The sequence below is a fragment of the Mesorhizobium sp. M0410 genome (assembly GCF_040321435.1).
Lineage (GTDB): Bacteria > Pseudomonadota > Alphaproteobacteria > Rhizobiales > Rhizobiaceae > Mesorhizobium.
This window is the reverse complement of sequence record NZ_JAMYRN010000010.1, coordinates 184,317-206,444: the sequence shown is the minus strand read 5'-3', so window position 1 is coordinate 206,444 and position 22,128 is coordinate 184,317. Positions and strand designations below refer to the sequence as shown.

Here is a 22,128-nt window from a genome sequence, read left to right as displayed (position 1 = left end):
CACCGGCACCGGTCTTGCCGCGGCAACCGCGTGTTCGTCGTTGGATAGCGTTGGCTTACCAAAGGGCCTTGCGCATGGTGATTGAGGTCGGTCGGTCGTAGCCCTTGTGCGCTGTCCGTTCGGTTTCACGAAAACCGAGGCGGGCAAAGGCTGCGTGATTTCCGGTCAGCTCGATCCGGGTCTGGAGCTCGATGGCGGTCCTGTTATGGCCGCGGGCGAGATCTTCGACGGCCTGCAGCAGCTGTTTTCCAATGCCTTGTCCCTGAAGAACCGGCTCGACCGCGAGCTTTCCAATATAGAGGTCGTCTGCGCGCTTCAGGACGAAGACGCAACCGACGATCTCGTTTTCCTTCAGGGCCAGGAATGCTGTCTCCTCCAGCGCTCTAGCCCTGAGATTTTCAACGGTAAGTCGATGCGCCGAGGACGGCGGGTCAATGACGCCGTCCATGAAGGCGAAGGCGCGCAGGACAAGGGCCAAGAGCTCGGCCCAACGGTCGAAATCGGCCGCAAGCTGCACAATGGAGACCTCGGCAGGCTGGCTCACGGGCTGGTTCGCTTGTAGCGGATCGTATCGAAGCGTGCGGCCAGCGCATCGTAGAGCAGCAGTCGCCCGACCAGCGGCTCGCCAATCCCGGTGATCAGCTTGATCGCTTCCATTGCTTGCAGCGTGCCGATGACCCCGGTCAGCGCGCCGACAATGCCGGCCACCGCGCAGGACGGCACCAGTCCCGGCGGCGGTGCTTCGGGAAAAAGATCGCGGTAGCTTGGGTTCAACTTGCCGTCCGGGCCGGTCTCGAAAGGCTTCAGTACGGTGACCGAGCCGTCGAAGCGGCCAACGGCGGCGTGCACGAGCGGCCGGCTTTCGGCGGCGCAGGCGTCGGCCACTGCGTAGCGTGTTTCGAAATTGTCGGAGCCGTCAACGACGATGTCATAACGGGCGATGAGGGCAGGGGCGGTGTCTGCGGTCAGCCTGAAATTGTGCTCTTCCACCACGACGTTTGGATTGATGCGGCTGATCGCAGCCTTGGCACTGTCGGTCTTTGCCATGCCGACCATGTCCGTGCCGTGGATCACTTGTCGTTGCAAGTTGGAAAGGGAGACACTGTCGTCATCGACGATACCGAGCGTGCCAACGCCCGCAGCGGCGAGATATTCGAGCACCGGCGCACCCAATCCGCCGGCGCCGATGACCAGCACCCGCGCCCGCTTTAGCCGCTGCTGGCCGGCGCCGCCGATTTCGGGCAGCACTATGTGGCGGGCGTAGCGTTCGAGCTCTTCGTCGGTAAGGGCGGCTGCGATCATCCCCGGACCTTATAACGGAGGAAAAAACTTGTCAGGCATCAATACGTGCCACTCAGCAATGCGCCATGGCCGAAGGTCAAATGGTCGGCCTGACCTTACCGTGATCTACGGTCAGGAACTGCGCTCGTCCCTTGAGGCTGTCAAACAACGCGGCATCGGTCCCGGTCATGAAGGCCTGGCAGTTCAGTTCCTCCAGGATCGAGAACAAGGCCGCCCGTCGACCGCCGTCGAGATGGGCGGCAATCTCGTCGAGCAGCAGGATCGGCGTCATGCCCGATATTTCGCCGGTTAGCCGCGCATGCGATAAGACGATGCCGACCAGCAGCGCCTTCTGCTCGCCGGTCGAACAGAGCTCGGCTGGCATCGCTTTGGGCCGGTGGCGCACCACGAGGTCGGTACGGTGCGGGCCGTCGAGCGTGCGCCCGGCGGTGCGGTCGCGGTCGCGCCCCTGGGCAAGGGCGTGACGGAACCGTTCCTCGACGTCGACGGCCGGTAAAATACCGATTTCGCCTTCCAGTTCGCCCGAGATGCCGATGTCGGCTTGCGGAAACGGTCCGTCGCCGGGCAGCCGGTCGATCATGGCGGCGAGCAGGCGCACCAGTTCGGCACGCGCCGCGGCAATTGCCACGCCGGTCTCGGCCATTTGCATCTCGATCGCATCGAACCACGCACTGTCGCGCGAACCGTCGGCAAGCAGCCTGTTGCGGCCGCGCATTGCCTTTTCGTAGTCAAGCGCGCGCTGCCCGTGGCCGGGATCGATCGCAAGCACCAGCCGGTCGAGGAAGCGCCGACGATCGGCCGCCGGCCCGGGGAACAGGCCGTCCATAGCCGGTGTCAACCAGACCACGCGCAGCCATTCCAGCATGTCTTCGGCTGAGCGTGCCGCCGCGCCGTTGATCCGCACTCGCCGGCCGCCTTCGCCGTCGCTGCCCGCTATTCCGGTACCGATCTCGACCTGGCCTTCCGGCCCGTCAAGCCGGGCATGCAGAGCAAAGCCACCGTCGCCGCCTTCGCGCGCCACCTCGACATAGGGTGCGCGGCGCAAGCCGCGGCCAGGCGTGAGCAGCGAGATCGCTTCAAGCAGATTGGTTTTTCCGGCGCCATTGTCGCCGGAGAAAACCACGGCGCCGGGATCAAGGTCGATTGCCAACGCCGCATAGTTGCGGAAATTCGTAAGTGTGAGCTTACTTATGTAGGTCTGCTGCGGTTTTGCAGATTTGGTCACGGCAGCAAGATGGCCCGTTCGGGCCCTACACCCGCATCGGCATCAGCACGTAGAGCGCGGTCTCGTCGGCCATATCGTGGATCAGCGTCGGGGAACCGGCATCCGCCAGCATGAACTTCGCCTCCGTGCCGGTCAGTTGCGCGGCAACGTCGAGCAGGTATTTGGCGTTGAAGCCGATCTCGATCGGATCAGACGAATAGTCGGCCGCCAGTTCCTCGGTGGCACTGCCCGAATCCGGGTTGTTGACCGCAAGCGTGACCTGTCCTTCGGCGATCGAAAGCTTCACCGCCCGGCCGCGTTCGGACGAAATGGTCGAAACGCGATCGACGGCAGCGGCGAAACTCTGGCGATCGATAATCAGCTTCTTGTCGTTGCCGGTCGGAATGACGCGCTGGTAGTCCGGGAAAGTGCCGTCGATCAGCTTGGAGGTCAAGATAACGCTGCCGATGGTGAAACGAATCTTGGTGTCGGACAACTCGGTGGTGACTGCAACATCGGGATCGTCGACCAGCTTTTGCAACTCGCTGACCGTCTTTCGCGGGATGATGACGCCAGGCATGCCCTCAGAGCCTGCCGGCGCATCGATCTCGGCGCGCGCCAGCCGGTGGCCGTCGGTCGCGACAGAGCGCAGTTTCAGCTTGCCGCCGGCCTCGTGCGTGTGCAGATAAATGCCGTTCAGATAATAGCGCGTCTCCTCGGTCGAGATGGCGAACTGGGTCTTTTCGATGAGGCCCTTTAGTCCGACGGAATCGAGCCGGAAAATATGCGAGAACGACCCGGCTGAAAGTTCGGGAAAGTCGGACTGCGGCAGGCACTGCAGGCGGAAGCTCGAGCGCCCCGACGTCACCGTCATGGCGTTGCCGTCTTCGTCGGTCTTCAGCGCCACCTCCGCGCCGTCGGCAAGCTTGCGCACGATGTCGTAGAGCAGATGCGCCGGGACCGTTGTCGCCCCGCCGCGCTCGACCTTTGCCGGCGTCGCTTCGGTCACCTCCAGGTCGAGGTCGGTCGCCTTCATTTCAAGGCTGGCCCCCTCGGCGCTGAGCAGCACGTTCGACAGGATCGGAATGGTGTTGCGCCGCTCGACCACGCGGTGAACATGGTTGAGAGACTTCAGGAGCTTTGACCGTTCCAGGATAACACGCATGACGAAACAGGCTCGCTTGAATGAATGAACGGGTCTCCGGCAAGCGGTGCCCCGCGAAAGGTCTGAACAGGCTCAGAATCTGCGTAAACTGACAGGAAAAACCCGGCAAACGCAAGCCCGCGCCACCGGTTCGGACCGGCTGCGCGGGCTTTCTAGGCATAAAAAGGCCGAAGTCCGCGAGCCGGCGTTTTTCGGGCCATCAGGCCTGGTCGTTGATCAGCCTTCTCAGCAATTCGAGTTCCTGCGCCAGTGTGTTGTCGGCACCGGAAAGATCCTCGATCTTGCGCACCGCATGCAGCACGGTCGTATGGTCGCGGCCGCCGAAACGCCGCCCGATCTCCGGCAGCGAGCGCGGCGTCAACACCTTCGACAGATACATAGCGACCTGCCGCGGCTTGACGATGGTGCGTGTGCGCCGGTTGGACAGCAGTTCGGTCTTCGACACGTTGTAGTGGCGCGCGACGATGCGCTGGATGTCCTCGATACGCACCCGCTTCGGTTCGCCCGAACGATAGATGTGGCCAAGGATCTCATCGATGCGGTCGATGGTGATCTGCGGTTCGAAGGATTGGCGAAACAAAAGCTGGTTGAAGGCGCCTTCGAGCTCGCGCCCGCTGCCGGTCACCGTGCGGGCGACGTGGTTGAGTATCTCTTCGGAAATATCCAGCGACGCATCGTCGAGCTTGGCGGTGGCAAGCCTGAGCTTGAGCATACCAATACGCATGGCGAAATCCGGGGCCGACATTTCCAGCGCGACGCCGCCGTTGAGGCGCGAGCGGACGCGTGGCTCCAGCGACTCCAATTCGGACGGCGGCCGGTCGGCAGCGACCACCACCTGCTTGGCGCTGTCGAGCAGCATGTTGATCAAATGGCAGAATTCGTGCTGGATCGACTTGCCCTGCAGGAACTGCATGTCGTCGATGATGAGGAGGTCGATATCGCGCAGCTGTTCTTTCAACGTCAGTGCGTTGTTGTCGCGGATCGCGGTGGCGAACCGCCACATGAAATACTCAGCCGTCAGATAGACGACCCGCGATTTCGGATTCTGCTTCAGCGATTCTGCGGCGATCGCCTGCAACAGATGCGTCTTGCCCAGTCCGACCGTTGCGTGAAGAAAGAGCGGATTAAAACGCACCGCGCTCGACTGCGATTCCGCGACCGCCTTGGCGGCGGCAAAAGCCACTCGGTTCGATGGTCCTTCGATGAAGGAGGTGAAAGTGTAGCGTGGATCGAGTGGCGAACCGAGAACATTGTGCCGGAACTCGGTTTCTGCCGGCATCCCCGGGCGGGGTGCCGGGACCCGTTCGACCCTGCTGGGGCTCGCCGTGCCCGCAGAGAGCGCGGTTTGCGTCTGCCTGGTCATCTTGCGCGCCGGCGCCACTTCTGGCTCAACGCTGTTGCGGCCCTGTCGTGTGGCGGTGCGAACCACGATCTCGATCTTGAGGATCTCCGGATCCTCGTGCTTCCACAATTCGGTGATGAGATCGAGATAGTGGCCGTTGATCCATGAACGCAGGAATGCGGTTGGCACTGAGATGCGGACAATGCCCTTAGAGGATTCAGCGACCTTCATGCGCCCGAACCAGCTCGAATAGACCTCGGTTCCCAGACGCGCCTTCAACTGGGCCTTGACCCGATCGAACTTCTGTTCAGCTTCATTGGAAGCCGCCATGTCGTTCCTTCCGACTAACGTTCCAGGAAATGGGAGGTCGCCTGTAAGCTCCCTTTCGATGCCGCCGCTCTGCATGATCGAGTTCCTTGTCTCTTGTACCTGTTTTCCGCCGGGGATGCGCCTCCTGCATCCATGTTTCCGGCGACCGTGTCTTCGCTGCGACACCATCGCCGCCGCCGGCTGATGAATCGCCTCGTTGTCGGTCCGGCGCCGAAGAGCCGATCCGCTTTGGTCATGTCAGGGCAACAAAATGCCGTCCGGCGAACAACCGCCGGCGCACCGTCGACCTGCCATGTACAATTACGCCAGTCCCCTACCGTATCGAAAAGACAAACCAACCCCGTCCGCGGAGTTGAAGCCGCGCTGTAAACTCTGCCAATTTGAGCTGGCCGGTTTCAGGCTGGTCAAGGGCCAAGGGCCCATCCCTTCGATGGACAGACATTACCGAAATCGCTGTGGATAGGGCAAGGCCACCCCTAACGGATTTTTAAGGAATCTGACTAGCAAGGGACGTTTCGAACGCCATGCTGCAATAGTTGATTTTGACAAAGCCATTGTGATTCAAACCCTTTTCCGGCGAATATGAAAAAGGCCACACAACGCGAAATTTTCTGAAATAATTCACTTGACAGCCAATTGTCGCCTATCAGCCGCAGCTGATGTGAACAAGCTGTGGATCACCATCGGTAAGCTTCTGAAAGGAAACGGTAATCCGTGACGCTCGGAAATTTTCGTATTGGCGGTTTCGGAGGCTCCGAATATGAGCAGGCATGTATATGCCGGCAAAGCATTTCGAACTTTGAAATGCTCGCGGAGCGCCATTTTGCGGGCTTTCTTTTAAGTACTTGCCGGCAAACGAAAAAACCCGGCGCGATTGGCCGGGTTTGAAGTAGCGCAGTTCAAGAATGGATATATCAGGCTGACAGCACCTTGACCCGTTGGGCCAACCGCGACACCTTGCGCGATGCCGTGTTCTTGTGCACCACGCCCTTGGTCGCGGCGCGCATCAGTTCCGGCTCGGCCACCTTGAAGGCAGCCTGTGCGGCCGCCTTGTCGCCAGCCGCGAGCGCCTCTTCGACCTGGCGGATGTAGGTTCGGACGCGGGAGCGGCGGTTCTTGTTGATCGCTGCGCGACGGGCGATCTTGCGCGTTGCCTTTTTGGCCGAGGAGGTATTGGCCATGGTGCCTCTCTTCTGATCTGGTGGGCGCTTGCGGGATACCGCGGGGCGCAAAAAACAAACGGGCAGCCACAGGGCCGCCTCGGTTGTTGCGGCTTATAGTTCAGCTTTTCCGGCACGTCAACGCTGCAGTGTTTTCTTTTTGACCGGTGCCTCGTCATCTCATCGGTTCGTGAAATTCGGCTTCCGCTTGCCGGTGAAGGCCGCCATGCCTTCCTTCTGGTCATCCAGCGCAAACAGCGAATGAAACAGCCGGCGCTCGAACCGTAGACCCTCGGTGAGCGTCGTCTCATAGGCGCGGTTGACGGCCTCCTTCGCCATCATCACCGACGGTAAGGAAAAATCGGCGATCTTCGCTGCTGCCTTAAGCGCTTCCTCGATCAACTCGCCGGCTGGCACGACGCGCGAGACAAGGCCGGAACGCTCGGCCTCGGCTGCGTCCATCATTCGCCCCGTCAGGCACATATCCATCGCCTTCGACTTGCCGACAAAGCGGGTCAGGCGCTGCGATCCGCCCATGCCGGGCATGACGCCCAGCGTGATCTCGGGTTGGCCAAACTTGGCGGTGTCGGCGGCGATGATGAAGTCGCACATCATCGCCAGTTCGCAGCCGCCCCCCAGCGCATAGCCCGCCACCGCCGCGATGATCGGCTTTCGTGCCCGCGTAAATTCTTCCCAGCCGACGAAGAAATCCTGCACATAAGCATCCACGTAGGAGATCGACTGCATTTCCTTGATATCGGCACCTGCCGCGAAAGCCTTCTCCGAACCAGTGATGACCATGGCGCCAATGTCGGCATTGGCGCCCATGCTGTTCACCGAGGCGACCAGTTCCGCCAGCACTTGTGAATTCAGCGCGTTGAGCGCCTGCGGCCGGTTCAGCGTAATCAGCCCGACCTTGCCGCGGGTTTCGACGATGATGGTTTCATAGCCCATGCTTTGCTCCTCCTCGCTTCTGGTTTAAGCCTGACAGGCCCGGCAGTGGAAAGTCGAACGACCGCTTTGCACGATACGCTCGATGTGGCCGCCACAACCAGGCTTGGAGCAGGCTTCGCCCTCGCGATCGTAAACCGCGAAGGAATGCTGGAAGTAGCCCAGCGATCCATCGGTCTGCATATAGTCGCGCAACGACGAGCCGCCGGCGGCGATCGCATCGGTGACGACCGAGCGGATAGCTTCGGCCAGGCGTTCGCTCTGCTCTTTGGCTTTCTTGCCGGCTCTCGCGAGGGTGCCCGCTTCGCGCAGCGGCGACAGGCCGGCCCGCCAAAGCGCTTCCGAGACGTAGATATTGCCTAGCCCGGCAATTAGCCTCTGGTCCAGAAGTGCCGCTTTCAGCGGTGACTTGCGACCTTTCAGCAACGAAGCGAGCAGCGTGCCGTCCAGTGCGTTGCCTGTAGGCTCGACGCCTAATCCGGCCAGCATCGGATGCATGTCGGGCTCGCCTTCCGAAAACAGCATGAACCCGAAGCGGCGCGGGTCGTTGAAGATCACGCGAGAGCGGACGCCGGCAGGGGATGCGATGTCGAAGACGACGTGATCGTGAGCAGTGTTTTTCGAACGTTCGTGGTGGAACGCGCCGGGCGTTGCGCTCTCGTCGGCCGTTTCGATGCGAAACGAACCCGACATGCCGAGATGGCAGATCAGAACCGGGCCGTTGTCCATGTGCATTGTCAGATATTTGGCACGGCGGCCGAGCGCCGCAATCGTCTTGCCGGTCAGCCGCTCCGAAAATTTCGCGGGGAACGGAAACCGCAAATCCGGCCGGCGTGCCTCGACACCGACAATGCGGGCACCTTCAAGGGCCGGCTGCAGACCGCGCCTGACCGTCTCCACCTCCGGCAGCTCAGGCATGGCCGCCTATCATCGCATGGAAGGAGGTGCCGTAAGGGCCGCGCGCCAGCCCGAGATGTTCGGCCACGGTTTCGCCGATGTCGGCAAATGTCATCCTCAGTCCGATGTCTGCGCCTTTGAAACCCGGCTGTGTCCCGATAACCGGAATCCGCTCGCGCGTGTGGTCGGTGCCGCGCCACGTCGGATCGTTGCCGTGATCGGCGGTCAAAATGAGCAGATCGCCTGACCTCAGCCGTGCGAATGCCTCGGGCAGGCGCCGGTCGAAAGCTTCGAGTGCGGCGGCATACCCCGCAACGTCGCGCCGATGCCCGAACTCGGTGTCGAAATCGACAAAGTTCGCGAAGACGAGGTCGCCGTCGCGGGCGTCTTCCATGGCGCCAAGCGCTTTGTCGAACATCGCCATGTTGCCGGCAGCCTTGCGGACTTCCGAGATGCCCCGATGGGCGAAAATGTCGCCGATCTTGCCGACCGCGATAACCCGGCTGCCGCGCGCCGTCAGCCGGTCGAGCAGCGTCGGTTCCGGCGGCGGTACGGCATAGTCGCGACGATTATGCGTTCGCTCGAACGTGGCGGCGGTTTCACCGATGAACGGCCGTGCTATGACGCGGCCGATATTAAGCGGATCGACGAGCCTGCGCACCACCTTGCAGAACTCGTAAAGCCGTTCCAGGCCGAAATGAACCTCATGCACGGCGATCTGCAGGACGGAGTCGATCGAGGTGTAGCAGATCGGCTTGTCGGTACGGATATGGTCTTCGCCGAACCGTTCGATGATTTCGGTGCCCGGAGCATGGCAATTGCCGAGGATGCCAGGCACCTTCCCTTCACGCACCATTGCTTCGGTCAACTCGGCCGGAAAGGCCGGAATCGTGTCCGGGAAGTAACCCCAGTCGAAACGGACCGGCAGGCCGGCTATTTCCCAATGGCCCGATGGCGTGTCCTTGCCGCTCGAAACCTCTTGGGCCGCGCCGTGAAAGGCGGCGGCAAGCGGCGCACTGCCGGCATTCTCGAACCTGAAACCCGTCGCCGTTGCCGCGGCCTGGCCGAGGCCGAGCGAGAGCATGTTTGGTACAAGAAGGGGCCCGTCACGCAGGCCTTCGCGATCGGCGCGGCCTTCCGCGCAGGCCCGCGCGATGTGTGCGAACGTGTTGGAGCCGGTGTCGCCATAGCGTTCGGCATCGGCCGCGCCGCCGATGCCGAAGGAGTCGAGGACAAAAAGGAAGGCGCGTGCCATCGAAAGGTTCATCATTGCCTGTGTTGGCTCAGACATAGGGTTCCGCGTCGCCATTGGCAATTCGGAAACCCAAACAGCACGGTTGGCATGCTGGTCCCGGAGAGACGAATCGCGGCATGGTCGATCTGCGGATGGAAATGCGCGGCGCGGAGCTCGCATGAGGCTTGCCCTGACAGCATTCGCCGCCGTACTGGCTTTGCTGCTAGATGCGTCTTGCGCAAACCTGGCGCGCGCCGATTGGCGCTATGTTATCGGAACGTTCCGTATCGGTATCGTCGCCGAACCGTTGCCGGTCCGAGGGACTATGTGCTGGCTGCAGCCATCGTGCGTCTAGTCTCGGCCCGCGGTTGCAACCAATAGCAAAAGACCGGTTAGCGGGCTTCAGGCGTCAGCAATCACTGCACGGAATGGTCGGGCTCCTGCGCGGCCGCAGATAATAAGTTTCCGCCATCGATATCGAATTGAAGACCGAGCTCAACCCGAACCGGCTTTGGCCGTCCGCCGACCAGGTGATGATTGGCTTGTAGGCGAGATCGCTCTCGACCCGAATGAGGAAAGTGCCTTTGATCTTGAGCGCGCTCGGGACCGTTGTGGTGGAATCCTTGACCGCGTCGAGGCTAGAGACGCCATCCACCAGTTTGCGCGACCACACGACCAGGACTTTCGGCGTCGTCTCGTTCGTCACCTGTATCGCCGTGATAATGATCTTCGGTTTCGAGCGGTTGTAGGGCTGGAGCGTGGAACTGCCGATCGCCATGATGGCATCGACATCGGCCGCCTTGATGGTCTGCTGCTGTGTGACGAGGTCCGCTACCATGCTGCCGATGCGGCTGACCTTCTTGCTGGTCTCGATGGCTTGCGAGGCCTCCATTGTCATAAAGTACATGATCAACAGGACAGGCACGATGAGGGCAAACTCGACGGCCGCAATACCGCGGCGGTCCGAGCAAAGCCGGACTGCTCTTGTACAAATCCCTGCGATGCCCAACTGTGCCCCCGCACGAATCATGGCTTTGCCCTTTTCAAGCGACTAGGTGGCTCAGTTGTCGAACGGCTCGTTCTGCCAAGTGATCGAGGCAAAATGCAGCGTTTTGCCGTCCTTCAGGTTGGCCATCGATTTGGCCATAAAGTCGGTCATCACCGGCCATTTGTAAAAAACCCGCAGCATGTTTCTCGACTCCGCCAGGCCAGGTGCGACGGTGAAGGTCTGTGTGCTCGTGCCCTTGGTCAGCACGACGTCGCCATCCTGGATCTTGAAACCGGCCAGCGCCGCATCGGCGAAGGTCGGATACTCGCGCAAATCCACCAGCAGTCCGGGACAGGTCTTGGCGACCATGATCTCCAGCTTGGCGCAGATCTTGTCCCGCAGCTTGGTCCCGGACACATCGGCCGGTCTTAGCTGGCCGGTACGCAACTGACGCGCGATGTCGTCTGTGGCGTTTGCCATCACTTCCTGTGCGGCAAAAGAAATGCAGCTCTCCAGTATGGCGAATACAAGAAGTGCGAAAGGAATTGCAAGCATGGCGAATTCGATCGCCGTGCTTCCGCGGCGGTCGCCTAAAAACCGTCTTGGAGAACCTGCTCGTCCAGCCTTGCTCATGTCCTCTGCCCGCCGATGCCGCTTCTGTATCGGTCCCACCCTTAGTCGGAACCGATTGAAGTCCGGTTGGAATGACCGTTAAATTCAACGGGAAGGCCTTAACCCGGCCATAACCGAAGCACGTTCTCGCCAAAGACGGAGACGTCGGCTAGCTAATGCCCGGCGCTCATCTCGGCTTCAGAGGCCTTTTCGGCATCGCTCTTATACGAGCTTTCGCAATATGGCGCGCAGGACATCGTCTGCACTTCGGCGCGTCGATAGATGCGGACCGACGCCGCCGCCTGCCGCACGACGGTTATTTGCTCATCGACGATCGGGTTGCCCTCCTGATCGAGGACGACAAGATTGGTGACGCCAAATCCCTTGCCGGTCAGTACGATCGTCGATGCGTCCTGCACGGAGGCGTCGGCGATCGCCGGATTGCCGACGACAATCGTATCGGCGGCGCGCGACAATTTGATGATCTTTGCCTGGTTCATCGTCACCTCGATGCCGACGCCGGCCTTGGCTGGAAAGGCGAAAGCCGCTGCGGCACAAAGCACGGCAACTGGAAATGATGATCTCGGCCCGGCCATTGAGGCGCCCCCTGGCAAACTGTTCAACGGAACATGAACGAGATTGGTGAACCAACCGTTAAGCGGCTGGAGTTCACAGGAACCGGCATTGGGCCTAGCCGGCACGGCTGGAACGTCTTTGCCGAATTGCGCCTTTTGCGCCTTTTGTCGGCCCGGGGTCCTAGCGGCGGGGATTTTAGTTCTGGGTTAACCACGCAATGCCATCGAAGCGGGAAAGGAATCGGTAAGCCTGTTTATTAAGCCGATTGAAACAGCTTCTCCTTAGATTCGCAGTATCCGATCAGCCACCAAGAGAAGTTGACGGAAGTGCTGTAACAATTGGAGTAGGAGCTCAAATGTCTAACCTCATCGCACGTTTTGTGAAGGACGAATCCGGCGCGACCGCTATCGAATACGGTCTGATCGCCGCTCTCATCGCGCTCGCCATCATGGTCGGCGCCACCTCGCTCGGCACCGCGCTGAACGCCAAGTTTGACAAGATTGCCACCAAGGTCAACGCTTCGTAAGCAACAACATTCCGTTGCTTCCCAATAAGGGCCGCCGCACTGGCGGCCCTTATTTAGTCCTACGCATGATTTTGAACTTTAGACCTCATCAATCGTTAATCGAACATACCTAGGCTGGGACCGGGTACAGTTTGACCACAGGCGCCACGCCCATGCTTGAAGCCGTGATCTTCGTCGTCTTTCCATTCTGCATGCTTTTTGCCGCGATCTCCGACATGCTGTCGATGACGATCGCCAATCGCGTGCCTGTGCTGCTCGTCGTTGTCTTTGCCTTGGTTGCGCCCTTGACCGGCATGGACTGGGCCACTTATGGCGGGCACTTCGCCGCCGGCGGCCTGGTTCTTGTAGTGACATTCGGCCTGTTCGCGCTTGGCGGCATGGGCGGCGGTGACGCCAAGCTCTTGGCCGCCACTGCCGTATGGATGGGACTGAACATCCATCTCGTCGAGTATCTCGTCACCTCGACGTTCATCGGCGGTCTGCTGACCCTTGCCATCATCGCCTATCGAAAATCGCTGCTTGCCGCCGTCACAAGCCACAATCGGTTCCTGCGCCATTTCGCCGATGAGGCGACCGGCGTTCCGTACGGCATTGCGCTTGGCATTGGCGGTCTGCTCACCTATTCCGACTCACCGTTGATGGCCTGGGCGCTTACCAGGCTGGCGGGCTGAATTTCGCTTTCCGCCGTTGGCGCCGAGCAGGCGAATTGGCCCCGTTTTCCTTCGGGCCAGAGTTGTCGCTCTAATTTATGTAAACCTTAAATTAATCACGATCGTAAGTATAACATTAACCTTGTTTTGACGATTGCCGCTGCAAAGTCCGGCTTGGCTAGTGGTTTGCCAAGGCGAGGTTCGGACAGATGCCAGCATCCCGATTAATTATTCTAGGCGTGGCGATAGCCGCGGCCGGTGGTGCAGGCTATGTCGCGAAGAACATGGTTGTGGCTCCGCCGCCTCCGGTTGTCGATTCCGGTCCTCAGGCGCCGGCGATCGCGCTGCAGGATGTGCTTGTTCTTTCCGGCGACGTTCCGATGGGCAGTCCGCTTGAAAACAACATTTCCTGGGAGTCATGGCCGTCCGCCGGCATCAACGCAAATTTCATCACCCGCGCTGCCGAGCCTGAAGCGCTGGACAAGCTGAAGGGCGCCGTCGCCCGCGTGGCGCTCTATGCCGGCGAGCCGCTGCGCCGCTCGAAGCTGATCGGTGAAGGGCAAAGCTTCATGTCGTCGATCCTGCCCTCCGGCATGCGGGCTGTCGCCACAAGCATTTCGGCCGACACCTCGGCCGGTGGCTTCATTCTTCCAAACGATTTCGTCGACGTCATCATGACCCGTAGAACCGATGCCGCCAATGGCGGTGGTCCGGGCTTCACGACCGAAACTATCCTCAAAAACATTCGTGTCCTGGCGATCGACCAGACCATCCAGGAGGATGAGGAAGGCAAGAAGACCAGAGTCGGCCAGACCGCCACCCTGGAGCTGACGCCGCAGCAGTCCGAGATCATCACCGTCGCACAGCAGATGGCGGATCGCCTGACACTGGCGCTGCGCTCGATCAAGGACAGCCAGGACAAGAATGTGGGCGAGGCCGACTACCTGGTTTCCGGCAATGGCCGGCGCGGCACCGTGCGGTTGATCAAGTCGGGCGAAGTTTCCGAGGTGGGGGCAAGGAAATGAGGCTAAAAACCAAACTGCCGCTCACCCTGGCTGCGGCGATCGGCCTGTTTCTCGTTGGAACGAATGCATATGGCATCCTCGATGCCAGTGCGGCGGGCAATGCTAGGGTCACGGCTTCGACCGCCACCCAGCGGGTCAAACTCGGACTCAATAAATCGGTGGTCATCGACCTGCCGAGCGATGCCTATGATATTCTCGTCGCCAACCCCGCTGTAGCCGACGCAGTGACCCGCACTGCCCGCCGCATCTATCTGTTCGGAAAGGCGGTCGGCGAGACCAACATCTTCGTCTTTGGCCCGAATGGCGAGCAGATCGTCAGCCTTGACCTAGCGGTCGAACGCGATGTTGCCGGGCTGGAGGACTATATCAAGCGCTTCATCCCGTCATCGGAGGTCAAGGTCGAGTTGCTGAACGACAACGTCGTTCTGACCGGAACCGTCGACACTCCTCTTGACGCCAAGCGCGCGGCTGATCTGGCAAACATCTTCGTGTCCGGCGGCGAGGCTACCACGGGTCAATATTCGCAGACCGCTGCCGGCGGTTCGGCCGAAGCCGGCGTCGCCATCGACAACCCGGATGCCGAGCGCCGCGTCAGCCAGATCATCAACCTGCTGCAGATTATCGGCGACGACCAGGTGACGCTGAAGGTGACGGTTGCCGAGGTCAGCCGCACGGTGATGAAGCAGCTCGGCGTCAACATGGTCGGCAACGGCAGCAGCAACGGCATCAGTTGGAGCGCTCTCACCACGCCTGCATACGGATTGGGAAAGCCACTGTCGCAATATTCGGGGGCGGCGATCGGCAGCTCAACTCTTCAAGCGTACATAAACGCCATGGAGCAAAGCGGTGTCATGAAGACGCTGGCCGAGCCGACTCTCACCGCCGTTTCCGGCGAGAAGGCGACCTTCAAGGTCGGCGGCGAATTCAATATCATCACCGGCCGAACAAGCAACGTTTCAAACGACAATCAAACTGGCCAGATTACCTACGAGCACGAACGCCTTGAATATGGAATTGGGCTCGAATTCCAGCCGGTCGTGCTCTCGGCGGGCCGCATCAGCCTTAAAGTGAGGACGTCGGTTTCGGAACCTACGACCGAAGGCGCCGCAGTCCTGGAAGGAGCCGGCGACTTACCCGGCACCACTTTGCTGTCGATCCGCAAACGCCTGGCCGACACCACGGTGGAATTGCCCTCCGGCGGTTCCATGATGATCGCGGGCCTTGTCCGCGACGACATCAGGCAGGCGGTTGCCGGGCTGCCCGGCCTGACCAAAATACCGGTGCTAGGCACGCTGTTCCGCAGCAGGGATTTCGTCCGCAACGAGACCGAACTCGTCATCATCATCACGCCCTATCTGGTGAAGCCGGTGGCGCGCAACGATCTTGCCAAGCCGGATGACAATTTCAACGCAGCCAGCGATGGCGCCGGCATGTTCCTTGGCCGCGTCAACCGCGTCTACGGCACCATGCAGACCGACAAGCCCAACGGCCGCTATCACGGCGTTGTCGGCTTTATCTACAAGTAAGCGGGGAAGTCGACATGTCTCAGGCAGTATCGAAGGCAAGGGCGGTCACCGCGATACAGTCCGTTCATTCGCGGATCTGGCGGCCGGCCGTTCCGATCATAGCGATCGCGGTAGCGGCATCACTGGCCGGCTGCGCCAATCGCGACAGCGTCACGGTCGGTGCCATACCGGACGACTATCGCACCACCCATCCTATCGTCATCGCCGAGAAGGTCCAGAAGATCGACCTTCCGGTCGGCGCCGGCGACCGTGGCATGACCAGATCCCAGCGTGACACGCTCCTGGGCTTTCTCAACGGATACGACAGGAGCGCGGCTCCGGTGCTGACGATCGAGATTCCGAGCGGCTCAGCTAACGAAATCGCAGCGGCCGCGGCCGGCCGCGATTTCGCCAGGCTCGCCATAGCCAGCGGCATCAGCCGGAAGCGGATCGCCATGCGGTCCTATCAGTCTGTTTCAGCCGAAGCGTCCGCACCGGTCCGCGTTGCCTATGTCTCGGTGAAGGCTCAGACGGATAAATGCGGGCGCTGGCCCGAAGACCTGCTGCAGACTTCGGAAAACAAGCACTATGCCGATTTCGGCTGTTCGTATCAGAACAACCTGGCTGCCCAGATGGCCAATCCGTCCGATCTGATCGGGCCACGCAAACCGTCGCCGATCGACGCGGAAAATCGCGGCGCGGTGATCGACGTCTATCGTGACAGGGGTATTTCGGACGAATTCCTCGGCAATTCGGAAGTCGATTATTAACGAGTGTTGAGGCTCAACAAACTCTAAGCCGCGCAAGTCACGGAAAGTGATGACAATGAGCAATCTTGCCTATGACACAGAGGTACCGGGCGGCGAAACCTCGGAGCAGGATATTGCCGCGATGCAGGCGTTGCGGCCGATCCCGCGCATTTCGATCCAGGCATTTTGCGAGACCGAAGGCGTAGCCAATCCGGTCGAGCGCGCCGGCGAGGATCGCCGCATGGCCAAGGCCCATCTGAAGGTGCATATGGGGGGCATCCCCACCGCTATCGAATTCTATCAGTCGGCGCCGACACCGAACCTGATCCTGCTTGAATCCCGCAGCGAGCCGAAGCTGTTGCTTGAACAACTCGCCCAGCTCTCCGAGCATTGTGACCCGACCTCCAAGGTGGTGGTTGTCGGCCACTACAACGATGTCGGCCTGTATCGCGAACTCATTCGTTCGGGCATCTCCGAATATGTCATCGCGCCCGTATCGATGGCCGACATCGTCAGCGTGGTGTCTTCGATCTTCGTTGATCCGGAAGCTGAGCCGATCGGCCGCTCGATTGCGTTCATCGGCGCCAAGGGCGGCGTCGGCTCCTCGACCATAGCCCATAATGTGGCCTGGGCCATGTCGTCCCTTTTCAAATCCGAAGTGGTTGTCGCCGATCTCGACCTCGCCTTCGGAACGGCCAATATCAACTTCGACCAGGACCCGGCCCAAGGCATTGCCGAGGCGGTCTTCTCGCCGGAACGCGTCGACGAGGTCTATCTCGACCGACTGCTCGCCCAATGCGCCGAGCACCTGTCGCTGCTTGCGGCCCCTTCGACCCTGGAGCGGGTCTACGATTTCGATCCCGACGCTTTCACCCAGCTTATCGACATAGCCCAGCGTAGCGCGCCGCTCCTCGTGCTCGATGTTCCCCACTTGTGGGCGGGCTGGACCAAGAACACGCTGGTCAAGGCCGATGAGATCGTCATCACGGCGACGCCCGAACTGGCCAATCTGCGCAACACGAAGAACCTGGTCGACATGCTGAAGCGGCTTCGTCCGAACGATCCTGCGCCAAAGCTTGTGATCAACCAGGCCGGTGTGCCGAAGCGTCCCGAGATTACGCCGTCCGACTTCTCCGAATCCCTCGGCCTTTCGCCGATGTCAGTCATCCCGTTCGAGCCGCTTTTGTTCGGAAATGCTGCCAATAACGGACGTATGCTTGGTGAAATGGATGCCAAGAGTCCGGTCGTCGCCACGATCAACGAGATCGCCCATGTGCTGACAGGGCGCAGCGAAATCAAGGTGAAGAAAAAGGCTGGCCTCGGCAACCTGATAGGCAAGCTTTCGCGCAACAAGAAGTGATGCCTCAGCGGTGGAATTGGTAAGCGATCATGTTTGGTAAAAGAGGCAGCGATGACGGCAACCGGACCATCCCGGAATTCCGTCAGCCCGCACCCGCAGCTGCTGCGCCGGCTGCCGCGAACCCCATGGAAGCGGCTATAGCTGCCAGACCCGCGACGCTGCCGCCGTCCGGCGCGCCTGCAGCGCAGGTTCGCCGTGCAGTCGAGCCGCCGCCATTGGCGCCGGAGCCGAAAACTATCCAGCGCCAAAAGAGCGAAACCTACTACGACACCAAAAGCCAGGTCTTCGCCGCACTGATCGACACGATCGACCTGTCGCAGCTGGCCAAGCTCGATCCCGAAAGCGCGCGCGAGGAAATCCGCGACATCGTCAACGACATCATCGCGATCAAGAATTTCGCGATGTCCATCGCCGAGCAGGAAGAGCTTCTCGAGGACATCTGCAACGACGTTTTGGGCTACGGGCCGCTGGAGCCACTGCTTGCGCGCGACGATATTGCCGACATCATGGTCAACGGCTCCAAGAACGTCTACATCGAAGTCAACGGCAAGGTCGAGCAGACCGGCATCCGGTTCCGTGATAACCAGCAGCTCCTCAACATCTGCCAGCGTATCGTCAGCCAGGTCGGCCGCCGCGTCGATGAATCAAGCCCGATCTGCGATGCGCGTCTTCCTGATGGCTCGCGTGTCAACGTCATCGCACCGCCCTTGGCTATTGACGGCACCGCACTTACCATCCGCAAGTTCAAGAAGGACAAGCTGACGCTCGATCAGTTGGTCAAGTTCGGCTCGATTTCGCCGCAAGGGGCCGAGATTCTCAAGATCATCGGCCGTGTCCGTTGCAACATCGTCATCTCGGGCGGTACCGGCTCGGGCAAGACGACGCTGCTCAATTGCCTGACCAACTATATCGACCGCGAGGAACGCGTCATCACCTGCGAGGACTCGGCTGAGCTGCAATTGCAGCAGCCGCATGTGGTGCGTCTCGAAACCCGCCCGCCCAACCTCGAAGGCGAGGGCGAAGTGACCATGCGCGACCTGGTCAAGAACTGTCTGCGCATGCGGCCCGAACGCATTATCGTCGGCGAAGTGCGCGGACCCGAAGTGTTCGACCTGCTGCAGGCGATGAACACTGGCCATGACGGCTCGATGGGCACGATCCATTCGAACAGCCCGCGCGAATGCCTCAACCGTATAGAGTCGATGATCGCCATGGGCGGCTACACGCTGCCGCAAAAAACCGTGCGCGAAATCATCGTCGGCTCCGTCGACGTGATCATACAGGCTGCACGCCTGCGCGACGGATCGCGGCGCATCACCCACATCACCGAGGTGATCGGCATGGAGGGCGACGTCATCATCACCCAGGACATCGTTCTCTATAACATCAAGGGCGAGGACGCGAACGGCAGGTTGCTGGGCGAGCACGTGTCGACCGGCATCGGCCGTCCGCATTTCTGGGAGCGTGCCCGCTATTACGGCGAGGAGCAGCGCCTCGCCGTTGCGCTCGAGGCAATGGAGAAGCGCGCTGACTGATCCGTCCGGAACCGTGGGGGCCAGGATCGATGTTCGGAATTGACGGCACCGTATTGGCATTCGTCGTGCTCGCCGGCTTCAGCGCCGGCGCTGTGGCCTATGCTTTCCTGTTCAACCGGATCAGCACCGAGAAGCAGGTCGGTAAGCGGCTTGAATCGATCAAGACCGCCGAGACGGATCGTTCCGTCGTCAAGGCTTCGCGCGATCGCGTCGCGGAAGCGGCCAAGCGTCGCAAGTCCGTCCAGGATTCGCTGAAGGATCTCGATCAAAAGCAAAAGTCCAATCAGAGCCTGGTCAAAAAACCACCGCTGAAGATCCAAATCCGTCAGGCCGGCATGAAGATCTCGCTTGAGCGCTTTTATGTCTACTCGGCGGCCTGCGGCGTCGTCTTGACGGCTCTTATATATTTCATCGGCGCACCGCTGCTGGTCTTGCCGGCTGCGCTGCTGGTCGGCGTCTTGGGTCTGCCACGCTGGTTCGTCTCGTTTCGCCGCGGGCGGCGCGTCAAGGCGTTCCTCAACGAATTTCCGAACGCGCTCGATATCATTGTGCGTGCGGTAAAATCCGGCCTGCCGCTGAACGATGCCGTGCGCCTGATCGCCAACGAATCCCCGGAGCCGGTCAAGACCGAGTTCCGCCGCATCGTCGATTCGCAGCAAATGGGTTTGTCGATCCCCGACGCGGCCATGCGCATGCCAGAAACGATGCCGTGCACCGAGGCGAGCTTCTTCGGCATCGTCATCCAGATCCAGTCTCAGGCCGGGGGCAATCTTTCCGAAGCGCTGGGCAATCTTTCGCGCGTGCTTCGCGATCGCAAGAAAATGAAAGCCAAGGTCCAGGCGTTGTCCATGGAAGCCAAGGCATCCGCCGTGATTATCGGCGCGTTGCCTTTCGTCGTCGCCTGTCTCGTCTATTTGACGAGCCCGAACTACATCATGCCCCTATTCACCACCAGCACCGGCAATCTGATCCTCGGTTGTTCCGGCGTGTGGATGTCGATAGGCGTCCTGGTAATGCGCAAGATGATGAATTTCGAAGTCTAGGACTCGCGTATGACCGATCACGTCGTCAGAACTCTCACCGATCCGTCCCTGCTGATCGCACTGCTGGTCGGAATAGCGGTGTTTGCGACCGTCTTCACGCTGCTGCCCGCCTTTGGCGGGAACCAGCTCAAGGCGCGCATGAAATCCGTGGCGCTGGAGCGCGATGAGCTGCGCGCCAAGCAGCGGGCGCGGCTGGCAATCGAAGCCGACCGCCGCCGCAAGGGCCTGCGCGAAGAACAGTCGGTCGGCATGCGCAATATTGTCGATCGCCTGGATCTCAGGCGTGCGCTGGCGGATGAAGGTACCTTGCAGAAATTGAAAGTGGCGGGTTTTCGCGGGCAAAATCCGCTGACGCGCTTCCTTTTCTTCCGTCTCGTCCTGCCCTTCATCGGCTTTGCATTGGCGGCGATGTATCTGTTCGTGCTCGGCGGATTGCCCGAGCAGCCGTTTTTCGTGAAGCTGTTCGTGTGCATCGTGGTTGCCTATGCGGGGTTCTACGCGCCGGTGCTCTACGTCAACAACCGCGCTACCAAGCGCAAGCAGTCGATTCAGATGGCGTGGCCGGACGCGCTCGACCTGATGCTGATATGCGTCGAGTCCGGCATGTCGGTGGAAGCGGCGCTTCGCAAGGTCGCCGATGAGATCGGCGCGCAATCTGTGGCATTGGCGGAAGAATTCATCCTGACCAACGCCGAGCTTTCCTATCTGCAGGAGCGCAAGCAAGCCTACGAGAACCTTGCAAGCCGAACTGGCCTGGAATCCGTCAGGTCGGTGTCCCAGGCGCTGGTTCAGGCCGAGCGCTACGGCACGCCCGTGGCGCATGCGTTGCGGGTGCTTGCCAGTGAGAGCCGCGACATGCGCATGAATGCCGCCGAGAAGAAGGCGGCCGCGCTGCCGCCGAAGCTCACCGTGCCGATGATCCTGTTCTTCCTGCCGGTACTGTTCGCCATCATTCTTGGTCCCGCCGGCATCCAGGTGAGCCAGCGCGGCATCTTCGGCGACCAGCCGAAATCCAGCAGCGAGTAGCACCAGCGGCGTTGCCAGAAACGCTGATACGATTCAGCCACGCTGCCGGTGCAGCGCGGCTCTTTGCGTTAGACATGTTGCGGAATTCGCGCGCCGGTTCGGCGGTCGAAGCGGTCAGTTGGTGGCAGGCTTTGCCTTGTCCTGGTCCTTGAGCTGGCTCCAGGCATTCTGCTGCGCCAGCATCTGGCGAAGGTAAGCGACGTTAGCCTGCGCCTGATCCGGCGACAGCTCTTGCGAGGCGATCTTCTCGGCCTCGTCGAAACGGCCTTGCAGACCGACGACCAGCGCCAGGTTCTGGCGAACGCGGCTATCTGCATTCGGCTGCTGGGCGGCCGAGCGCATATAGGTTTCGGCCGTGCGCAAATCGCCTTCCAGCACGTACGACATGCCGAGATTGGAAAGGATCGACGGTTCGTTCGGCCTGAGGTCAAGCGCCTTGCGATAGCCTTGGCGCGCCTCATCCTTCTGGCCCAGCTGGTCGAGAATAGCAGCTTCCGCCGACACCAGTTTCCAATCAGGATATTCAGGGGTCTGCGCGCGGCGCACGGCATCGAGAGCCGGTTCGAACTGTCCGTTGGCGGCAAGTGCCTTGCCATAGGCGGCGAGCACGTCGCGGTCCTTCGGCAAGGCGATCGCCAGCTTGCGCATCACCGCAAGCGATTGGTCTGCGTCGCCGTCCATCTGCAGCGCCGCGGCATAATTTGTGGCGATGCGCTTGTCGCTGGGGTTTTTCGCATAGGACTGGCCGAGCGCCATCGTAGCGTTGTGCAGTTCGCCCGCCGACATTGTTTCCAGCGGCCTGCCGCTTGGACGAGAAATCGAACCAGTCGTCAATTTGCTGGTTCCGCAGCCAGCGACGCCTGCGGCAAGCGCCATCATCAACGCCGTGCTGATCAGCCTGTTTGCGCTGGCGTTCATCCTGCGGTTGGTCAGCATCGGCACCAAGGC

Annotated in this window: 22 protein-coding genes and 1 pseudogene; 10 read left to right on the top strand and 13 right to left on the bottom strand. The window is 60.8% G+C overall.

What is annotated here, in order from left to right; genetic code table 11:
* Window positions 1–55: 55 nt before the first annotated feature.
* From NKI63_RS17385 to NKI63_RS17345, 9 genes are all read right to left on the bottom strand, one after another.
* Complete coding sequence (locus NKI63_RS17385; RefSeq protein ID WP_352644389.1) at window positions 56–544, bottom strand: GNAT family N-acetyltransferase; 489 nt, start codon at window positions 542–544, stop codon at window positions 56–58.
* Window positions 541–1,302: a molybdopterin-synthase adenylyltransferase MoeB gene (locus NKI63_RS17380; protein ID WP_352822507.1), complete on the bottom strand. Its 762-nt coding sequence runs from the start codon at window positions 1,300–1,302 to the stop codon at window positions 541–543. The genes NKI63_RS17385 and NKI63_RS17380 overlap by 4 nt, the downstream gene beginning before the upstream one ends.
* Window positions 1,303–1,378: 76 nt before the next feature.
* Window positions 1,379–2,527: a DNA replication/repair protein RecF gene (recF, locus tag NKI63_RS17375; protein WP_352822504.1), complete on the bottom strand. Its 1,149-nt coding sequence runs from the start codon at window positions 2,525–2,527 to the stop codon at window positions 1,379–1,381.
* Between the two features lie 25 nt (window positions 2,528–2,552).
* Window positions 2,553–3,671 carry a DNA polymerase III subunit beta gene (dnaN, locus tag NKI63_RS17370; protein WP_352822502.1) on the bottom strand — a complete coding sequence of 373 codons (1,119 nt, stop codon included), beginning with the start codon at window positions 3,669–3,671 and terminating at the stop codon, window positions 2,553–2,555.
* A gap of 199 nt (window positions 3,672–3,870) precedes the next feature.
* Window positions 3,871–5,418 (bottom strand): chromosomal replication initiator protein DnaA, encoded by a 1,548-nt coding sequence (gene dnaA / locus NKI63_RS17365; RefSeq protein ID WP_502894179.1) that lies wholly within the window; start codon window positions 5,416–5,418, stop codon window positions 3,871–3,873.
* 839 nt (window positions 5,419–6,257) lie between these two features.
* Window positions 6,258–6,524, bottom strand: coding sequence for a 30S ribosomal protein S20 (gene rpsT / locus NKI63_RS17360; protein ID WP_023676922.1), 267 nt, complete (start codon window positions 6,522–6,524; stop codon window positions 6,258–6,260).
* A gap of 159 nt (window positions 6,525–6,683) precedes the next feature.
* Window positions 6,684–7,457 (bottom strand): enoyl-CoA hydratase, encoded by a 774-nt coding sequence (locus NKI63_RS17355; protein WP_254816283.1) that lies wholly within the window; start codon window positions 7,455–7,457, stop codon window positions 6,684–6,686.
* Window positions 7,458–7,481: 24 nt separating this feature from the next.
* Entirely contained in the window at window positions 7,482–8,372 is an 891-nt protein-coding gene (mutM, locus tag NKI63_RS17350; RefSeq protein WP_352506154.1) for a bifunctional DNA-formamidopyrimidine glycosylase/DNA-(apurinic or apyrimidinic site) lyase, read from the bottom strand.
* Window positions 8,365–9,606: a phosphopentomutase gene (locus NKI63_RS17345; RefSeq protein ID WP_352506230.1), complete on the bottom strand. Its 1,242-nt coding sequence runs from the start codon at window positions 9,604–9,606 to the stop codon at window positions 8,365–8,367. The genes mutM and NKI63_RS17345 overlap by 8 nt, the downstream gene beginning before the upstream one ends.
* 157 nt (window positions 9,607–9,763) lie before the next feature.
* Between NKI63_RS17345 and NKI63_RS30745 the strand changes: the two are divergent.
* Window positions 9,764–9,892, top strand: a pseudogene (locus NKI63_RS30745) (phosphate/phosphite/phosphonate ABC transporter substrate-binding protein); the annotation flags it as partial.
* 102 nt (window positions 9,893–9,994) lie between these two features.
* Here the strand turns inward: NKI63_RS30745 and NKI63_RS17340 are convergent.
* The 3 genes from NKI63_RS17340 to NKI63_RS17330 all read right to left on the bottom strand — a co-directional run bounded on the left by NKI63_RS17340 (window position 9,995) and on the right by NKI63_RS17330 (window position 11,781).
* Window positions 9,995–10,615, bottom strand: coding sequence for a TadE/TadG family type IV pilus assembly protein (locus NKI63_RS17340; RefSeq protein WP_254816287.1), 621 nt, complete (start codon window positions 10,613–10,615; stop codon window positions 9,995–9,997).
* Between the two features lie 30 nt (window positions 10,616–10,645).
* On the bottom strand, window positions 10,646–11,206 hold the full coding sequence (locus NKI63_RS17335) for a TadE/TadG family type IV pilus assembly protein (RefSeq protein ID WP_352506155.1): 561 nt from the start codon (window positions 11,204–11,206) through the stop codon (window positions 10,646–10,648).
* A 152-nt stretch (window positions 11,207–11,358) separates the two neighbouring features.
* Window positions 11,359–11,781, bottom strand: a complete 423-nt coding sequence (locus NKI63_RS17330; protein WP_352506156.1) for a pilus assembly protein N-terminal domain-containing protein — start codon at window positions 11,779–11,781, stop codon at window positions 11,359–11,361.
* A gap of 335 nt (window positions 11,782–12,116) precedes the next feature.
* Here NKI63_RS17330 and NKI63_RS17325 point away from each other — a divergent pair, with 335 nt between their 5' ends.
* From NKI63_RS17325 to NKI63_RS17285, 9 genes are all read left to right on the top strand, one after another.
* Entirely contained in the window at window positions 12,117–12,287 is a 171-nt protein-coding gene (locus NKI63_RS17325) for a Flp family type IVb pilin (protein ID WP_254816290.1), read from the top strand.
* A 152-nt stretch (window positions 12,288–12,439) separates the two neighbouring features.
* On the top strand, window positions 12,440–12,958 hold the full coding sequence (locus tag NKI63_RS17320; RefSeq protein ID WP_254816291.1) for an A24 family peptidase: 519 nt from the start codon (window positions 12,440–12,442) through the stop codon (window positions 12,956–12,958).
* A 188-nt stretch (window positions 12,959–13,146) separates the two neighbouring features.
* Window positions 13,147–13,962: a Flp pilus assembly protein CpaB gene (gene cpaB / locus NKI63_RS17315; protein ID WP_254816292.1), complete on the top strand. Its 816-nt coding sequence runs from the start codon at window positions 13,147–13,149 to the stop codon at window positions 13,960–13,962.
* On the top strand, window positions 13,959–15,488 hold the full coding sequence (locus tag NKI63_RS17310) for a type II and III secretion system protein family protein (protein ID WP_352506157.1): 1,530 nt from the start codon (window positions 13,959–13,961) through the stop codon (window positions 15,486–15,488). Before cpaB ends, NKI63_RS17310 begins: the two co-directional genes overlap by 4 nt.
* Window positions 15,489–15,502: 14 nt before the next feature.
* Window positions 15,503–16,237, top strand: a complete 735-nt coding sequence (locus NKI63_RS17305; RefSeq protein WP_352506158.1) for a CpaD family pilus assembly protein — start codon at window positions 15,503–15,505, stop codon at window positions 16,235–16,237.
* Between the two features lie 55 nt (window positions 16,238–16,292).
* Entirely contained in the window at window positions 16,293–17,576 is a 1,284-nt protein-coding gene (locus NKI63_RS17300) for a CpaE/TadZ family protein (RefSeq protein ID WP_254816295.1), read from the top strand.
* Between the two features lie 29 nt (window positions 17,577–17,605).
* Entirely contained in the window at window positions 17,606–19,111 is a 1,506-nt protein-coding gene (locus tag NKI63_RS17295) for a TadA family conjugal transfer-associated ATPase (protein WP_352475953.1), read from the top strand.
* Between the two features lie 29 nt (window positions 19,112–19,140).
* Entirely contained in the window at window positions 19,141–20,154 is a 1,014-nt protein-coding gene (locus NKI63_RS17290; protein WP_352506159.1) for a type II secretion system F family protein, read from the top strand.
* A gap of 9 nt (window positions 20,155–20,163) precedes the next feature.
* Window positions 20,164–21,180 carry a type II secretion system F family protein gene (locus tag NKI63_RS17285; RefSeq protein WP_254816298.1) on the top strand — a complete coding sequence of 339 codons (1,017 nt, stop codon included), beginning with the start codon at window positions 20,164–20,166 and terminating at the stop codon, window positions 21,178–21,180.
* Between the two features lie 114 nt (window positions 21,181–21,294).
* Here NKI63_RS17285 and NKI63_RS17280 read toward each other — a convergent pair whose 3' ends face one another.
* Window positions 21,295–22,116 (bottom strand): tetratricopeptide repeat protein, encoded by an 822-nt coding sequence (locus NKI63_RS17280; protein ID WP_254816398.1) that lies wholly within the window; start codon window positions 22,114–22,116, stop codon window positions 21,295–21,297.
* Between the last annotated feature and the right edge of the window lie 12 nt (window positions 22,117–22,128).

What these genes read in the sequence shown, in the direction of transcription:
- NKI63_RS17380 (WP_352822507.1), bottom strand. Translation starts at nt 1,302, where the DNA reads ATGATCGCAGCCGCCCTTACCGACGAAGAGCTCGAACGCTACGCCCGC.
- dnaN (WP_352822502.1), bottom strand. Translation starts at nt 3,671, where the DNA reads ATGCGTGTTATCCTGGAACGGTCAAAGCTCCTGAAGTCTCTCAACCAT.
- dnaA (WP_502894179.1), bottom strand. Translation starts at nt 5,418, where the DNA reads ATGCAGAGCGGCGGCATCGAAAGGGAGCTTACAGGCGACCTCCCATTT.
- rpsT (WP_023676922.1), bottom strand. Translation starts at nt 6,524, where the DNA reads ATGGCCAATACCTCCTCGGCCAAAAAGGCAACGCGCAAGATCGCCCGT.
- NKI63_RS17355 (WP_254816283.1), bottom strand. Translation starts at nt 7,457, where the DNA reads ATGGGCTATGAAACCATCATCGTCGAAACCCGCGGCAAGGTCGGGCTG.
- mutM (WP_352506154.1), bottom strand. Translation starts at nt 8,372, where the DNA reads ATGCCTGAGCTGCCGGAGGTGGAGACGGTCAGGCGCGGTCTGCAGCCG.
- NKI63_RS17345 (WP_352506230.1), bottom strand. Translation starts at nt 9,606, where the DNA reads ATGGCACGCGCCTTCCTTTTTGTCCTCGACTCCTTCGGCATCGGCGGC.
- NKI63_RS17340 (WP_254816287.1), bottom strand. Translation starts at nt 10,615, where the DNA reads ATGATTCGTGCGGGGGCACAGTTGGGCATCGCAGGGATTTGTACAAGA.
- NKI63_RS17335 (WP_352506155.1), bottom strand. Translation starts at nt 11,206, where the DNA reads ATGAGCAAGGCTGGACGAGCAGGTTCTCCAAGACGGTTTTTAGGCGAC.
- NKI63_RS17330 (WP_352506156.1), bottom strand. Translation starts at nt 11,781, where the DNA reads ATGGCCGGGCCGAGATCATCATTTCCAGTTGCCGTGCTTTGTGCCGCA.
- NKI63_RS17325 (WP_254816290.1), top strand. Translation starts at nt 12,117, where the DNA reads ATGTCTAACCTCATCGCACGTTTTGTGAAGGACGAATCCGGCGCGACC.
- NKI63_RS17320 (WP_254816291.1), top strand. Translation starts at nt 12,440, where the DNA reads ATGCTTGAAGCCGTGATCTTCGTCGTCTTTCCATTCTGCATGCTTTTT.
- cpaB (WP_254816292.1), top strand. Translation starts at nt 13,147, where the DNA reads ATGCCAGCATCCCGATTAATTATTCTAGGCGTGGCGATAGCCGCGGCC.
- NKI63_RS17310 (WP_352506157.1), top strand. Translation starts at nt 13,959, where the DNA reads ATGAGGCTAAAAACCAAACTGCCGCTCACCCTGGCTGCGGCGATCGGC.
- NKI63_RS17305 (WP_352506158.1), top strand. Translation starts at nt 15,503, where the DNA reads ATGTCTCAGGCAGTATCGAAGGCAAGGGCGGTCACCGCGATACAGTCC.
- NKI63_RS17300 (WP_254816295.1), top strand. Translation starts at nt 16,293, where the DNA reads ATGAGCAATCTTGCCTATGACACAGAGGTACCGGGCGGCGAAACCTCG.
- NKI63_RS17295 (WP_352475953.1), top strand. Translation starts at nt 17,606, where the DNA reads ATGTTTGGTAAAAGAGGCAGCGATGACGGCAACCGGACCATCCCGGAA.
- NKI63_RS17290 (WP_352506159.1), top strand. Translation starts at nt 19,141, where the DNA reads ATGTTCGGAATTGACGGCACCGTATTGGCATTCGTCGTGCTCGCCGGC.
- NKI63_RS17285 (WP_254816298.1), top strand. Translation starts at nt 20,164, where the DNA reads ATGACCGATCACGTCGTCAGAACTCTCACCGATCCGTCCCTGCTGATC.
- NKI63_RS17280 (WP_254816398.1), bottom strand. Translation starts at nt 22,116, where the DNA reads ATGCTGACCAACCGCAGGATGAACGCCAGCGCAAACAGGCTGATCAGC.